The 17,229-nt window shown below is 73.2% G+C and carries 3 protein-coding genes; all 3 read right to left on the reverse strand.

Annotation, left to right across the window (positions count from 1 at the left end; genetic code table 11):
• Positions 1-5,843: type I polyketide synthase (locus tag ACWDRR_RS42700; protein WP_449777730.1), on the reverse strand; the 5,843-nt coding region annotated here is incomplete at its 3' end.
• Between the two features lie 51 nt (positions 5,844-5,894).
• On the reverse strand, positions 5,895-15,602 hold the full coding sequence (locus ACWDRR_RS42705; RefSeq protein ID WP_449777731.1) for a type I polyketide synthase: 9,708 nt from the start codon (positions 15,600-15,602) through the stop codon (positions 5,895-5,897).
• A gap of 52 nt (positions 15,603-15,654) precedes the next feature.
• The coding region (locus ACWDRR_RS42710; protein WP_449777732.1) for an SDR family NAD(P)-dependent oxidoreductase at positions 15,655-17,229 on the reverse strand (1,575 nt) is incomplete at its 5' end.

Genomic DNA, 17,229 nt, shown 5'->3' on the forward strand with positions numbered 1-17,229 from the left:
TTCGACGGCTCGTCCACGTGGAGCGTCCGCGGAAGCACACCCTCCCGCATCGCCATCACCATCTTGATCACACCCGCCACACCGGCAGCCGCCTGGGTGTGACCGACGTTCGACTTCACCGAGCCCAGCCACAGCGGCAGTTCGGCGTCACGGTCGCGGCCGTAGGTCGCCAGCAGCGCCTGCGCCTCGATCGGATCACCCAACCGGGTGCCGGTCCCGTGTGCCTCCACCGCGTCGACGTCCGCGCCCGTCAGCCGGGCGCCGGCCAGCGCTTGGCGGATCACCCGCTGCTGGGAGGGGCCGTTCGGCGCCGTCAGACCGTTGGACGCACCGTCCTGGTTGACCGCCGAACCCCGCACCACCGCGAGGACGTTGTGGCCGTTCGCCACCGCGTCCGACAGCCGCTCCACGAGCAGCATGCCGACACCCTCGCCCCAGCCCGTGCCGTCCGCCGCGTCCGCGAACGCCTTGCACCGGCCGTCGGCCGCGAGACCGCGCTGACGCGAGAACTCCACGAACGCACCCGGCGTCGCCATCACGGTCACACCGCCGGCCAGCGCGAGGTCGCACTCGCCCGACCGCAGCGCCTGCGCGGCCAGGTGGAGCGCCACCAGCGACGAGGAACACGCCGTGTCCACCGTCACCGCCGGCCCCTCCAGACCGAACACGTACGACACCCGGCCCGACATCACACTCGCCGTGTTCCCCGTCATCAGGAAGCCTTCGAGCCCCTGGGCTCCGTCGGCGAACAGCGGGAGGTAGTCCTGGCCGTTGGTGCCCGCGAAGAGGCCGGTCCGGCTGCCCCGCACGGCGGCCGGATCGATGCCGGCCCGCTCGAAGGCCTCCCAGGAGGTCTCCAGCAGCAGCCGCTGCTGCGGGTCCATCGCCAGCGCCTCACGCGGCGAGATCCCGAAGAACCCGGGGTCGAAGTCGGCGACGTCGCCGAGGAAGGCGCCCTCGTGCGTGTAGGAGGCCCCCTCCGTGTCGGGGTTCGGGTCGCGCAGCCGGTCCAGGTCCCATCCCCGGTCGGTCGGGAACCCGGAGACCGTGTCGATGCCCTGGGCCACGACTCGCCACAGGTCCTCGGGGGACCGCACCCCGCCGGGGAAGCGGCAGCTCATGCCCACGATCGCGATCGGCTCGTCCACCGCCACGGACGTCGGCGCACCGGCCCGGCCGGCGTCGTCCGGCTCGCCCACCAGTTCGCGGCCCAGGTGAGCCGCCAGCGCTTCGGGCGTCGGGTAGTCGAAGATCAGTGTCGCGGGCAGGTGAAGGCCGGTGGTGGCACCCAGCTGGTTGCGGAGTTGAACAGCGGTCAGCGAGTCGAAGCCGAACTCCTTGAAGGCGAGGCTTCCGCTCACCATGTCCGCCGAGTCGTGGCCGAGGACTCCGGCCACCTGGGTGCGCACCAGGTCCAGCAGGGTCCGCGCCCGCTCGGCCTCGCTCAGGTCCGCGAGTCGACGGGCCAGCGGAAGCTTCTCCTCGTCCACGCCGCCGGCGGCGGTGGACGAGTCCCGGGCCTCGCGCACCTCGGGTATCAGTTCGATCAGGCGGCTCGGCCTGGCGGAGGTCATCATCGGGGCGAAGCGCTGCCACTCGATGTCGGCAATGCCGACGCAGCAGTCACCGCTCTCCACCGCCTGGTGCATGGCGGCGACGGCGATCTCCGGGTCCATGGGGTGCACGCCGTGGCGTCGCATCTGCTGCTGCATGCCGTCGCCGCCCGCCATGCCGTCGCTCCCCCAGTTGCCCCAGGCGATCGACGTCACCGGCGTGCCCTCGGCACGCCACTGCTGGGCGAGAGCGTCCAACCGGGCGTTGGCCGCGGCGTAGTTGCCCTGCCCCGAGGAGGCGAGGGTCCCGGCCAGCGAGGAGAACAGGACGAACGCGTCCAGCGGGATCTCCTGCGTCAGCTCCTTCAGGAGCCGGGCCGATTCGACCTTGGCGTCCAGCACCTTCTGGAACCGCTCGGGCGTGAGCGCGTCCAGCACTCCGTCGTCGAGCACGCCCGCGGTGTGCACCACCGCGGTCAACGCATGCTCGGCGGTCGGCTCCGCCAACAGGCGTTCCAGCGCGGCACGGTCGGAAACGTCGCACGCCGCGACGGTCACCTTCGCGCCCAGCCCGGTCAGTTCGGCTTCCAGTTCGGAAGCGCCGGGAGCGGCCGGACCCCGCCGGCTGACCAGCAGCACGTGCTCGGCACCGTTGCGGGCCAGCCAACGGCCGACGTGCGCACCGAGCGCACCGGTCCCGCCGGTGACCAGGACGGTGCCGGCGGGTGCCCACGTCCGGACGGCACCGAGGTGGTCCAGAGGTGAGCGGACCAGCCTGCGGACGAAGGCTCCCGAAGGCCGCAGCGCGACCTGGTCCTCGCCTCCCCCGGTCGCCAGGACCTTGGCCAGCAGGGCCGCGGCACGGTCGTCGGCGACGGCCGGCAGGTCGATCAGCCCGCCCCAGCGATCGGGGTGTTCCAGCGCGGCCACCCGGCCCAGGCCCCACACCTGCGCCTGCACAGCACTGAGCAGTTCTTCACCACTGACCACGGCGACCGCGCCTCGGGTGGCGACCCACAGGGGCGCGGTCACACCGGCGTCGCCGAGCGCCTGAGAGAGGTGCACCGTGCCGGCCAGGCCCGCCGCGACGTTCTCGGCGGCCGGGTGCGGCCGCTCGTCCAGTGCGAGGAAGGAGAGCACGCCGGCGACCGTGACGCCGGCCCCGGCATCGCGCAGCAGCTTCGTGAGTCCGCCGCGGTCGACGGTCGACGGATCGACGTCGAGGCAGACCGTCTCGGCTCCGGCGGCGTTCAGCCCTCGGAGCAGGACGTCGAACGCGGAGGCGGCACCGCCGTGTTCCGGATCCGTCATCCCGCTCGGAACCACGAGCAGCCAGGTCCCGGCCAGCCGCTCGGCCGTCGGCGCCGCGAGGCCCTCCCAGGTGACGCGGTAGCGCCAGTGGTCGGTCGCGGACTGCTCGCGCACCCGCTGCCGGTACGAGGACAGCACCGGCAGAACCTCGCCCAGCGACTGCGCCTGCTCCTCGTCGACGCCCAGCGCCGCACTCAGCCCGGCCAGATCACCACGCTCCACCACCTCCCAGAACCGGCCGTCCACCACATCCGACGACAACCGCTCCGACACCTGCAACGGCCGCTCCGACGCCTCCAGCCAGTAGCGGCGGCGCTGGAACGCGTAGGTCGGAAGGTCGACCCGGCGCGCACCCGTGCCCTCGAACAGGGCAGGCCAGGCGACCGAGGTGCCGGTGGCGTGCAGACGGGCCAGGGCCTCGACCACGGCACGGGCCTGGTCACGGTCCTTGCGCAGGGCCGGCACCACGGCACGGGCCGGGCCGTCCTGCGGCAGACACTCCGCCACCATCCCCGCCAGCACCGCGTCTGGACCGACCTCCAGGAACGTCCCCGCACCCAGATCCAGCATCGTGGCGACGGCGTCCGCGAAACGCACCGCCTGGCGAACCTGACGCACCCAGTACGCGGGATCCGTCCACAGCTCCGTCTCCGCGCGGCCCGTCACCGTCGACACCAGCGGCAGCACCGGCTCGCGCAGGTCCAGGCCCGACACGACCGCGCCGAACTCCTCCAGCATCGGATCCATCAGACCCGAATGAAACGCATGACTGACCGTCAGGGCCTTCGTGCGGAAGCCACGCTCGGCGAGCGTCGACGCGATCGCCAGGACCTGCTCCTCGTGCCCCGAAAGCACCAGTGACGTGGGGCCGTTGACCGCCGCCAGCCACACACCCTCCGTGCCCGCCAGCAGCTCCCGCACCTCCTCCTCCGGTGCGCCGACCGCCACCATCGCGCCACCCTCGGGCAGCGCCTCCATCAACCGCCCACGGGCCTCGACGAGCGCACACGCGTCCTTCAGAGACAGCACGCCCGCCACATGGGCAGCGGCGATCTCCCCGACCGAGTGACCCGCCAGCACACCCGCCGACACGCCCCACGACTCGAACAACCGGAACAGGGCGACCTCGAGGGCGAAGATCGCGGGCTGCGCGAACCCGGTGCGGTGAATGCCCTCGTCCGACGGCAGATCCACCCCCAGCTCCGCACACACCTCGCCATACGCCTGGGCGAACACCGGGAACACCGCACTCAGTTCACGGCCCATCCCCGGCCACTGCGAACCCTGACCCGAGAACACCACCCCGAGCCGACCCGCCACCACACCCGACACCGCAGCCGAGCCGGACACCAAGTCCCCGAGACGGGACAGGAGTTCCTCACGATCAGCCGCGACCACGGCCGCACGCTGCCCGAACAGCGAACGCGACGTCGCCAACGAGTACGCCGCGTCCAGGACACCCAGCCCCGGGTCCGTCCCAAGCCGCTCCAGCAGTGCACCGGCCTGCGCGCGCACCGCCTCCTCGGACTTGCCCGAGAGTACGACCGGAACCACGGGAAGCGCGGCGACGGCCTCCTCGACCGCCGGCGCACTCGCCTCGGCCTGCTCCAGGATCACGTGCGCGTTCGTCCCGCTCACACCGAACGACGACACACCGGCACGCCGCGCTCGGTCCGCCTGCGGCCAGGCCCGCGACTCCGTGAGCAGTTCCACCGCGCCGGAGGCCCAGTCGACCTCCTTCGACGGCTCGTCCACGTGCAGCGTCTGCGGAAGCAGACCCTCCCGCATCGCCATCACCATCTTGATCACACCCGCCACACCCGCGGCAGCCTGGGTGTGACCGACGTTCGACTTCAACGACCCCAGCCACAGCGGGCGTTCGGCGTCCCGACCCTGGCCGTAGGTCGCCAGCAGCGCCTGCGCCTCGATCGGATCACCCAACCGGGTGCCCGTCCCGTGCGCCTCCACCGCGTCCACATCACCGGCCGACAGTCGGGCGTTCGCCAGCGCCTGGCGGATCACCCGCTGCTGCGACGGACCGTTCGGCGCCGTCAGGCCATTGGACGCACCGTCCTGGTTGACCGCCGAACCCCGCACCACCGCGAGGACGTTGTGGCCGTTCGCCACCGCGTCCGACAGCCGCTCCACGAGCAGCATGCCGACACCCTCGCCCCAGCCCGTGCCGTCCGCCGCGTCCGCGAACGCCTTGCACCGACCGTCCACCGCCATGCCGCGCTGGCGGGAGAAACCCACGAAGAGCGCGGGGGTGGACATCACCGACACACCGCCGGCCAGCGCGAGGTCGCACTCGCCGGCCCGCAGTGCCTGAACCGCCAGGTGCAGCGCCACCAGCGAGGACGAACACGCCGTGTCCACCGTCACCGCCGGCCCCTCCAGGCCCAGCACGTACGACACCCGGCCCGACATCACACTCGCGGCCGTGCCGGTGACCAGATAGTTCTGGGCCTCCTCGATCGCATCGACCAGCACCATGCTGTAGTCCTGGCCGTTGGTGCCCGTGAACACCCCGGTCCGGCTGCCGCCGAGTGCCGTGGGGTCGATACCGGCCCGCTCGAAGGCCTCCCAGGAGGTCTCCAGCAGCAGCCGCTGCTGCGGGTCCATCGCCATGGCCTCACGCGGCGAGATCCCGAAGAACCCGGGGTCGAACTCCCCGATGTCGTAGAGGAAACCGCCCTCGCGGACGTAGAACTTCCCCTCGGCCTCCGGGTCCGGGTCGTAGAGGCCCTCCACGTCCCAGCCCCGGTCGGCCGGGAGCTCCGACATGGCGTCCGTGCCGTCGGCGACCAGCCGCCACAGGTCCTCGGGCGAGCGCACCCCGCCCGGGTAGCGGCAGGCCATTCCCACGATCGCGATCGGCTCGTGGGCCCCGTCCTCCAACTCCCGCACCTTCAGCTGGGTCTCCTCCAGCTCGGTGCTCACCCGCTTGAGGAAATAGCGGAGCTTCTCTTCGTTACTCATGGGGAACTCTCTCCATCATCTGTACTGGCAAGGACCGGGGTGGGACGAGGCTCAGGAGATCCCGAACCGCTCGCCGATGAGGTCGAACATCTCGTCATCGGTGGCCGACTCGAACCGGTCGGCCGCGGAGTCCTCGCCGTCCACCGCGCCTGCCTCCCGCAGCTTCACCAGGAGGGCCTGCAGCCGCTCCTCGACCACCTTGCCGTCGAAGTCGTCGGCCAGCAGGGCGGTGAGCGCCGAGTCGGCCTCGTCCAGCCGGGCCAGGACCGCCGAGTCCGCGCTCTCCTCCGCCGCGAAGAGGCGGGCACGGAGGTGGCCGGCGAGCTCGGCGGGGTTGGGGTGGTCGAACACCAGCGTCGCGGGCAGCTGCACACCGGTCACGGTGCTCAGCTGGTTGCGCAGCTGAACCGCGGTCAGCGAGTCGAAGCCCATCTCCTTGAACGCGACCCGTTCCTCCACCGCATCGCCCGAGGAGTGCCCCAGGACCTCGGCGACCTGGGTCCGGACGACGTCCAGGAGTTCCGCCGCCCGCTCGGCCGGCGGCAGCGCGGCCAGCCGCTGGGCGAGCGACTGCTCCGCGCCACCGCCCGCACCGCCCGCCCCTGCCGCGCCCGGGTGGGCGCCGCCGACCGCGAGACGCCGGACGTCGGCCAGCTCCTCGACCAGTCGGCTGGGGCGGGTCGAGGTGAACCTGGGCAGGAACCTCTCCCAGTCGATGTCCGCCACCGTCACGGTGGGCTCGCCGTACTCCACGGCTCCCTCCAGAGCCGCGATCGCCAACGACGGGTCCATCGCCGACATGCCGTGGCGCCGCAGGTGGCGCTGCATCTCCTCGCTCGCGGTCAGGCCGTCGCTCCCCCAGTTGCCCCAGGCGACGGAGGTGGCGGGCAGGCCCTGCGCGCGGCGCTGTTCGGCGAGTGCGTCCAGGAAGGCGTTCGCCGCGGCGTAGTTGGCCTGGCCGGACGAGGCGACAGTGCCGCCGAGCGAGGAGAACAGCACGAACACGGACGGCTCGAGGGGCCGGGTGAGTTCGTCCAGGTTCCGCGCACCGACCGCCTTCGGCCCGAGGACCCGGCCGAACCGTTCCGGTGTCAGGCCGTCCAGGATGCCGTCGTCCAGTACGGCGGCCGTGTGCACGACCGCGCTCAGCGGGTACTCGGCGGGGATCCGCTGCTCCAGGACCAGCCGCAGCGCCTCGCGGTCGGCCACGTCGCAGGCCGCGAAGGTGACCCGGGATCCCAGTGCGGTCAGCTCCGCCGTGAGCTCGGCGGCCCCCGGTGCGTCCGCGCCCCGGCGGCTGAGCAGCAGCAGGTGCTCGGCCCCCCGGGCGGCCGCCCAGCGGGCGACCCGCTCTCCGGCCCCGCCGGCACCGCCGGTGATCAGAACCGTCCCGCGCGGCTCCCACCGCGCGGTGGGCTCGTCACGGCGCTGCGGCGTCCTGACGAGCCGGCGCGCGAAGACCCCGGCCCTGCGCACGGCCACCTGGTCCTCGCCCCCCGGGGCGGCCAGGACACCGGTGAACGCCGCCAGCTCGCGCTCCCCGGCGCTCTCCGGCAGATCGATCAGACCGCCCCAGCGGTCCGGGTGCTCCAGCGCCGCGACCCGTCCCATGCCCCACACCTGGGCCTGGACGGCGCTGCGCAGCCGGTCGGAGGCACCCACGCCCACCGCTCCGCGGGTGGCCACCCACAGCGGGGCGGTGACCCCGGCGTCGCCCAGGGCCTGGACGGTCGCGACGGTGGCGAGCAGTCCCGCGGGCAGCCGCTCGTCGGCCCCGGACGGTCGCTCGTCGGCTCCCAGGAAGGACAGCACCCCGCCGACCTCCCCGGCCCCGGACAGCTCGGCCGCCAGCGCCTCGGCCAGCGCCTCCCGGGTCGTGGTGACGGGGTCGACCGCGAGCACCGCGGTCCGCGCACCGGCGGCGCGCAGGGCCTCGGCCCACGGATCCGCCCACGTGGTGCCGGCGGGCGCCAGCACCAGCCAGCGGTCGGACAGGCCGGACGGCGCGGCGCCGCCCGGGGCGGCCAGCGGGCGCCAGTCGATCCGGTAGCGCCACGAGTCGACGGCGGCGTTCTCCTTCTGACGGCGACGCAGCGCCGACAGCGCGGGAGCGACGGCCTCCAGGGACTTCCGCTGCTCCCCCTCCAGGTGCAGGGCGGCGGCGAGCGACGTCAGGTCGGCCGTCTCCACCGCGGTCCAGAACTCCGTGTCGATGCCGTCGACCGCGCCGGGGGCGTGGAGCTCCTCGGTGGACACCGTGGGTTCCAGCCAGTAGCGCCGGCGCTGGAACGCGTAGGTCGGCAGGTCCGCCCTGCGCGCCCCGGTCCCGGCGAACGCCGGCTGCCAGTCGACGGCGATCCCCTGGGTGTGCGCGTCGGCCAGGGCGTCCAGCACCCGGCGGGGGCCGCCGGCGTCCCTGCGCAGCGTCGCGACGACCCGCACCCCCTCCTCGCCGGCCAGGTGGGACGTGGCGTTGTCGTGGATCGAGAAGGCCAGCAGGGGGTGCGGGCTGACCTCGATGAACGCGCTGTGGTGGGCGTCCAGCAGCGCGTCCACGGCCTGCTGGAACTCGACGGGCCGGCGCATGTTCCGGTACCAGTACTCGGCGTCGAGCCCGCCGGTGTCGAGCAGGCCGCCGGTCACCGTGGAGTAGAACGGGATGTCCGAGCTCCGCGGCTCGACGGGGGCCAGGGCCTCCAGCAGTTGCTCGCGCAGCGCGTCGACCTGCGGCGAGTGGCCCGCGGTGTCGACACCCGGGATCCACCTCGCCGTCTCGCCGTCGGCCAGCAGCTCGGCGAGGATCTCGCCGAGGGTCTCGGGGTCACCGGACAGCGCCACCGAGTTCGGGCTGTTCACGGCGGCCAGGCCGACCCGGTCACCGCGGTCGCCGATCCTCGCCTCGGCCTGCTCCGCCGGCAGGGTCACCGACAGCATGGCGCCCTGGCCGACCAGACGCAGCCAGGCCAGGCTGCGCAGGGCGACCACCCTGGCGCCGTCCCGCAGGGACAGGCCGCCGGCGACGCAGGCCGCCGCGATCTCGCCCTGCGAGTGGCCCACCACCGCGGCGGGTTCGACCCCGTAGGAGCGCCACACCGCGGCCAGCGAGACCATCATGGTGAACAGGACGGGTTGGAGGACGTCCACCCGGCTCATCGGCGGGGCGCCCGGAACGTCCTGCAGGACGTCGAGGACCGACCAGTCGACGAATTCCGACAGGGCCGCGTCGCAGGCGAGCACGCTCTCGCGGAACGCCGGGGAGGACTCCAGGAGACCGGCCGCCATGCCGACCCACTGGGAGCCCTGTCCGGGGAAGACGAACACGGGTCGGCCGGTGGCTCCGGCCCGCGCCTTGGACACGTTCGCCGCGTTCCTTCCGGCCGCGAGGGCGTCCAGCCCCTGGCGGAACTCGTCGAGCCCACCGCCCAGCACGACGGCCCGGTGGTCGAACAGCGAGCGTGCGGTGATCAGCGTGTGGCCGACGTCGGCGGGACGGGCGTCCGGGTGGTCCTCCAGGTGCTTCCCGAGCTGCCCGGCCTGCTGGCGCAGGGCCGCGTCGCTCTTCGCCGACAGGACCCACGGGAGCAGGGTGTCCGCGTCCCCGTCGGTCTGCGGGACGGGACCCGCCGGGTCCGCGGCCCCGGGCAGGACGACTGCCGGGGACGTCTCCTCGGCGGTGATGCCCTCCAGGATGACGTGGGCGTTGGTCCCGCTCACGCCGAACGCGGACACACCGGCGCGGCGCGGGCGCTCGTCGGCGGGCCACGGCCGGTCCTCGGTCAGCAGCGAGACGTGCCCCGCCGACCAGTCCACGTCCGGTGTGGGCGCGTCGATGTGCAGCGACATCGGCATCGTGCCGTGCCGCATCGCCATGACCATCTTGATCACGCCGGCCACACCGGCGGCGGCCTGGGTGTGACCGAGGTTCGACTTCAGCGAGCCGAGCCAGAGCGGCTGCTCGGCGTCCCGGTGCCGGCCGTAGGTCGCCAGCAGCGCCTGCGCCTCGATCGGGTCGCCCAGCCGGGTGCCGGTGCCGTGCGCCTCGACGACGTCGACGTCCGCGGTGGACAGCCCGGCGTTCGTCAGCGCCTGGCGGATCACCCGCTGCTGGGACGGGCCGTTGGGGGCCGTCAGACCGTTCGAGGCACCGTCCTGGTTCACGGCGGAGCCGCGGACCACCGCGAGGATGTTCCGGCCGTTTCGCCGGGCGTCGGACAGCCGCTCCAGCAGCAGCACACCGGCGCCCTCGCTCATGCCCGCGCCGTCGGCGGCGGCGGCGAACGCCTTGGAGCGGCCGTCCCGCGCCAGCCCCTGCTGCCGCGAGAACGCCACGAACAGCGCGGGGGTCGCCATGACCGTCGCACCGCCGGCCACCGCGAGCGAGCACTCGCCCGACCGCAGCGCCTGGCAGGCCAGGTGGAGCGCCACCAGCGACGAGGAGCAGGCCGTGTCGATCGACACGGACGGTCCCTCCAGTCCGAGCGTGTAGGCGATCCGGCCGGACAGCACGCTGGCGGAGCCGCCCGTCAGGACGTAGTTCTCGGACTCCTCCCAGGCCTTCGCCTGAACCATCGTGTAGTCCTGGCCGTTGGTCCCGACGAAGACGCCGGTGCTGCTGCCGTGCAGGGTGTGCGGGTCGATGCCGGCCCGCTCGAAGACCTCCCAGGAGGTCTCCAGCAGCAGCCGCTGCTGCGGGTCCATCGCACGGGCCTCGCGGGGGGCGATGCCGAAGAAGGCCGGGTCGAACTCGCCCGCGTCGTACAGGAAACCGCCCTCGACGGAGTACAGCTTCCCGACCGCGTCCGGGTCCTCGTCGTACAGGCCCTCGACGTCCCAGCCGCGGTCGGTGGGCAGGCCGGAGACCGCGTCGACGTGATCGGCCACCAGGCGCCAGAGGTCCTCGGGCGACCGCACCCCGCCGGGGAAGCGGCAGCTCATCCCGACGATGGCGATCGGCTCGTCGTCCACCGCCGCCACGCCGACGGCGGGCAGCCCGGCGGCGGCGTCCTGCTCGCCGACCAGTTCACGGCGCAGGTGCTCGGCCAGTACCTCGGCGGTCGGGTAGTCGAAGGCCGTGGTGGGCGACAGGCGCAGGCCGGTCTCGGCGTTGAGGCGGTTGCGCAGTTCCACGGCGGTGACCGAGTCGAAGCCGAGGTCCCGGAAGGCCCGCCGCTCCTCGATCGCGCGGGACGACCCGTGGCGGAGCACCACGGCGACGTGCGTCCGCACCAGTTCCAGCAGGTGGTGCTTCTGGTCGGCCGCGTTCATCGCCAGCAGTCGCCGGGTCAGTGGGGCGGCGGCCTCGCCGGTCTCGGCGACCGGTTCGGCCTGCTGGGCCGCGAGGGCCTTCTTCACCTCCGGCAGGTCACCGAGGAAGGCGCTCCCCCGGTTGGCGGTGAAGGCCACGGTGAACCGGGGCCAGTCGACCTCCGCGACCGCGGTGCAGGTGTCCTCGCCCTCCAGCGTGCGCCGCAGCGCGGCCAGGGCGGTGTCCGGGTCCATCACCGGCACGCCGTGCCGTCGGGCGACCTCGCCGATCTCCGGGTCGTCCGACGCGCCCGCCCCGCCCCAGACGCCCCAGGCGACCGAGGTCGCGGCGAGGCCGCGGTCTCGGCGGCCCTGTGCGAGCGCGTCCAGGTGGGCCGTCGCGGCGGCGTAGGCGGCCCGGCCGCGGCTGCCCCAGGTGCCGGCGTTCGAGGAGAAGAGGACGAACGCCTCCAGCTCGGACTCGTGCAGCAGGGCGTCCAGGTTCACCGCACCCGCGATCTTCGCGGGTGCGACGGCGACCAGCTCCTCCGGGGAGCAGTCGGCGATCAGCGCCGACCCGCCGGTTCCCGCGGTGTGGAAGACGGCGGTCAGCGGGTGCTCGGCGGGGACGCCGTCGAGCAGCGCGGACAGCGCGTCGCGGTCGGCGATGTCGCAGGCCGCGACCGTCACCTTCGCCCCCAGCGCCGACAGCTCACCGACCAGTTCGTCCGCACCCGGCGCCAGCGCACCACGCCGGCTCACCAGCAGCAGATGCTCGGCCCCGTGGCCCGCCAGCCAGCGGGCCACATGGCCGCCCAGCGCACCCGTACCGCCGGTCACCAGCACCGTCCCCGACGGCCGCCACTCCCGCACCGGTGCCGCCTCGCCGGCCACCGCACGCGCCAGCCGTCGCCCGAACACCCCCGAACCGCGCACCGCGACCTGGTCCTCGACCACGGCCCCGGCACTGGCACCGGAAGCGGCACCGGCACCGGCCCCGGCACCGGAAGCAACATCGGTACCGGCGGCCAGGACACCCACCAGGCGCCGAGCCGCAGCCGGGTCCACCACCGCCGGCAGATCCACCAGACCACCCCAACGCTCAGGATGCTCCAGCGCCACCACCCGACCCAGACCCCACACCTGCGCCTGCACCGGACTCGACACCCGGTCCCCCGCACCCACCGACACCGCACCACGCGTCAGTGCCCACAGCGGACCCACCACACCCGCATCACCCAACGCCTGCACCAGCAACAGCGTCCCCGCCACCCCGGCAGCCAGACGACCCTCCCCACCGACGACCCGCTCGTCCAGCGCCAACAGCGACAGCACACCCGTGAACTCGGTACCCCGAAGGGCCGAGAGCCGGTCGGCGAGCTGCGAGCGGTCGGTGCGGCGGGCGTCCACCTCGATGGTCCGGGCGGGGTCCTCCACGCCCAGCGACTCCAGCAGGGAGTCGACCCACTCGGTGTCGGCGATGCCGCTCGGGACGACGACGAGCCAGTCGCCGGACAGCGCTGCCGGCACCGACGCGGCCTGCTGCGGCAGCGCGCGCCACGAGACCCCGTAGCGCCAGGAGTCGGCGACGGAGTTCTCGTGCCGACGCCGACGGTAGGTCGAGAGTACGGGCAGGACTTCCCGCAGTGACTCGTCCATGCCCTCGCCCGCCTGCAGCGCAGCGATCAGGGCCGCCAGGTCCTCGCTCTCGACGGCCCGCCAGAACTCCTCGTCCACCGGGTCGATCAGCGCGGTGTCGTCGCGCAGCGGTACGTCCAGCCAGTAGCGCTGGTGTTGGAAGGCGTAGGTCGGCAGGTCGACGCGGCGCGCGCCGGTGCCTTCGAAGAGGGTGGGCCAGCTGACCGGGGCGCCGTGGACGAACGCCTGCGCCAGCGAAGCCGTCAGCCGCGCCGCACCGCCCTCGCCCCTGCGCAGAGTGCCGACCGCCACCGCCGTGGTGTCGGGGCCGGCCTCACCGATGACCTCCTCGATCGCCGGGACCAGCACCGGATGGGGGCTGGCCTCCACGAACAAGCCGTGACCCAGCGCGAGAAGCCCTTCCACACCTGCGCGGAACTCCACCGTCCGACGCAGGTTGGTGTACCAGTACCCGGCGTCCAGTGCGGCCGTGTCCAGGAAGTCGCCCGTCACGGTCGACCAGAACGGGACGGTGCCGGAGACCGGGGTGATCCCGGCCAAGTCCCGCGCCAGGCCGGCTTCCAGGCCCTCGACCATGTGCGAGTGCGAGGCGTAGTCCACCGGAATCCGCCGCACCCGCACCCCACGACCCTCACACCACGAGGTGAAGGCCTCCAGCGGCTCCGCCGGGCCGGACACCACCGTCGAAGCCACCCCGTTGACGGCGGCCACCGACACCTGACCGCCGGCCCACTCCTCCAACAGGCCCCGCACACCGTCGGCGCCCACGGCCACCGACACCATGCCGCCCGAACCGGCCAGGTCCCGTGCGATCGCCCGCGAACGCAGGACGACCACCCGAGCGCCGTCCTCCAGCGACAGACCACCCGCCACCACGGCGGCGGCGATCTCACCCTGTGAGTGACCCAGCACCGCCGCAGGCTGGACCCCGAACGAACGCCACACCTCCGCCAGGGACACCATCACCGCCCACAGCACCGGCTGCACCACATCCACCCGGCCCAGCCACGCCTCGTCCTCCGAGCGCACGATCCCGCTCAGCGACCAGTCCACCAACCCGCCCAGCGCCCGCTCGCACTCCGCCATCCGCGACGCGAACACCGCCGAGGAATCCAGCAGCTCACCCGCCATCCCCAACCACTGCGAACCCTGGCCCGGGAACACGAACACCACACCACCGGCAGCACCCGACCCCGCGACCGACCCGGCCGAAACCAGACCGCCGGAGACCAACTCACCCAGACCGGTCAGCAGTTCACCGCGCTCCTCGGCCATCACCACCGCACGGTGCCCGAACACCGAACGCGAGGTCGCCAGCGAGAACGCCGCATCGAGCTCCCGCACCTCACCCCCGCGCAGCCGCTCCAGCAGCGCGGCAGCCTGGCCCCGCACCGCCGCCTCGGACTTGCCGGACAGCACCAGCGGCACCACCGGGAGCTCGACGGCCTCCTCGACCGCCACCTCGACCGGCGCCTCCGCCTGCTCCAGGATCACGTGCGCGTTCGTCCCGCTCACACCGAACGACGACACACCCGCACGGCGAGGACGATCCACCTGCGGCCACGAGCGCGACTCCGACAGCAGCTCCACCGCGCCGGAGGCCCAGTCGACCTCCTTCGACGGCTCGTCGACGTGGAGCGTCCGCGGGAGCACACCCTCCCGCATCGCCATCACCATCTTGATCACACCCGCCACACCGGCGGCCGCCTGCGCGTGGCCGATGTTCGACTTCACCGACCCCAGCCACAGCGGGCTTTCGGCGTCGCGGCCCTGGCCGTAGGTCGCCAGCAGCGCCTGCGCCTCGATCGGGTCACCCAACCGGGTGCCGGTCCCGTGCGCCTCGACGACGTCGACCTCGGAGGGGGAGAGTCCCGCGCCGGCCAGCGCCGCACGGATCACCCGCTGCTGGGAGGGGCCGTTCGGCGCCGTCAGACCGTTGGACGCGCCGTCCTGGTTGACCGCCGAACCCCGCACCACCGCGAGGACGTTGTGCCCATGGGCCACCGCGTCCGACAAGCGCTCCACCAGCAGCAGCCCGACACCCTCGCCCAGCCCGGTGCCGTCCGCCGAGTCCGCGAACGCCTTGCACCGACCGTCCGACGCCAGACCGCGCTGACGCGAGAACTCCACGAACGCACCCGGGGTGGACATCACCGTCACACCGCCCGCCAGCGCCAGGTCGCACTCGCCGGCCCGCAGCGCCTGCGCCGCCAGGTGCAGCGCCACCAGCGAGGACGAACACGCCGTGTCCACCGTCACCGCCGGACCCTCCAGGCCCAGCGCGTACGACAGACGGCCCGACACCACGGCAGCCGTGTTGCCGGTGACGAAGTACCCCTCCAACTGGCTGGGGTCGCCCTGGGCGAGCGCCGCGTAATCCTGTCCGTTGGTACCGGCGAACACACCGGTCCGGCTGCCCCGCAGCGACTCGGGGTCGAAGCCCGCGCGCTCCAGCACCTCCCAGGAGGTCTCCAGCAGCAGCCGCTGCTGCGGGTCCATCGCCACGGCCTCACGCGGCGAGATCCCGAAGAAGTCCGCGTCGAACTCGGCCACGGAGTCGAGGAATCCACCGCTGCGGACGTACGAGGCACCCGACTTGTCGGGGTCCGGGTCGTACAGGCCGTCAACGTCCCAGCTCCGGTCGGCCGGGAAGGGCGTCAAGGCGTCCACTCCGTCGGTGACCAGCCGCCACAGGTCCTCGGGCGACCGCACCCCTCCGGGGTAGCGGCAGCTCATGCCGATGATCGCGATCGGCTCACGCTCCCGCTGCTCCGCGAGGTTCGCACGCTCGCGGTACTTGTACAGCTCCGCCGTGGCCCACTGCAGGTGGTTCAGCAGCTCGTTCTCATTGCCCATCAGAAAATGCCTCTCCCCGAATTCACCAAAACTTGCAAGGAACTGCTGCTGCTCACGACTTGCCGAAGTCGCGGTTGAGCATGGCGAACAGCTGGTCGGCCGTCGCCGCTCCGAGATCGGGCCGCTCCTCCGGCCGCCCCGCGTCCGAGCCGCCGCTGCGCCACCTCTCCAGGACCTCTTCGAGCTGGGCCAGCACCGCCGCGTGCACGTCCCCGTGCTCCGCGGTCCGGGCGAGCAGCTCCTCCACCCCGCTCACCTGGGCCAGCGCGCGCTCCTCCAGCGCCGCGTCGTCCTGACGGGTGAGTCCACGGTGCAGGTGCTCCGCCAACTGGACGGACGTCGGATAGTCGAAGACGAGCGTGGCCGGCAGTCGCAGCCCGGTGGCGGCGGTCAGCCGGTTGCGCAACTCGACGGCGACGACCGAGTCGAAGCCGAGGTCCTTGAACGCCCTCTTCCGATCGATGCCGTCACCCGAGGCGTGGCCCAGCACCGCCGCCACGTGGTCCCGCACCAGGTCGGCCAGCAGCCGGACCTGTTCGTCGGCGCCCTTCCCCGCGAGTCGCTCCAGCAGCGCTTCAGCTGCACCGGTCACCGGCTCGTTCCGGCCCGAGCCGGCCATGACCTCCCGAACCTCCGGCAGTTCACCGAGGAAGGCACTGGGCCGGGTGGCGGTGTACGCGACCGCGAACCTGGGCCAGTCGATGTCCGCGATGGCCAGGAAGGTCTCGTCGCGGTCGAGTGCCTGCTTCATGGCCACGACCGCGAGATCGGGATCCATCGCGGGAATCCCGTGCCGTCGGGCCACCTCGCCGACCGCCGTGCCGTCGGCCATGCCCGCGCCGCCCCAGACTCCCCAGGCGATCGAGGTCGCATGGAAGCCGTCGTGGCGGCGCTGCTCCGCGAGCGCGTCGAGGAACGCGTTACCGGGCGCGTAGTTCCCCTGGCCCGACGCGGCGAAGGTACCGGCCAGTGCCGAGAACATCACGAAGGCGTCGACGTCCCTCCCACGCGTCAACTCGTCGAGGTGAACGGCGGCTTCGGCCTTCACCCGGGCCACTCGGGCCATCTGCTCGACGGTCAGGGAAGCGAGCACCCCGTCGTCCAGGACGGCAGCGGTGTGGAAGACGGCGGTCAGCGGGTGCTCGGCCGGGATGCCGTCGAGGAGGGAGGCCAGCGCGTCGCGGTCGGCGATGTCGCAGGCCGCGACCGTCACCTTCGCGCCCAGCGCCGTCAGCTCACCCACCAGTTCGTCCGCACCCGGCGCCAGCGAACCACGCCGGCTCACCAGCAGCAGATGCTCGGCCCCGTGGCCCGCCAGCCAGCGCGCCACATGGCCACCCAGCGCACCCGTACCGCCGGTCACCAGCACCGTGCCCGAGGGCCGCCACTCCCGTACCGGGCCCGAACCGCCGGCCACCGCACGCGCCAGCCGCCGACCGAACACCCCCGAACCGCGCACCGCGACCTGGTCCTCGACCACGGCCCCGGCACCGGAAGCGGAAGCGACATCGGCTCCGGCGGCCAGGACACCTACCAGGCGCCGGACCGCAGCCGGGTCCACCACCGCCGGCAGATCCACCAGACCACCCCAACGCTCAGGATGCTCCAGCGCCACCACCCGACCCAG

Source organism: Kitasatospora sp. NPDC003701 (genome assembly GCF_053587085.1).

Bases quoted from the DNA above. Each gene is read 5' to 3' on its own strand.
- ACWDRR_RS42705 (WP_449777731.1), bottom strand. From the start codon at position 15,602: ATGGGCAATGAGAACGAGCTGCTGAACCACCTGCAGTGGGCCACGGCG.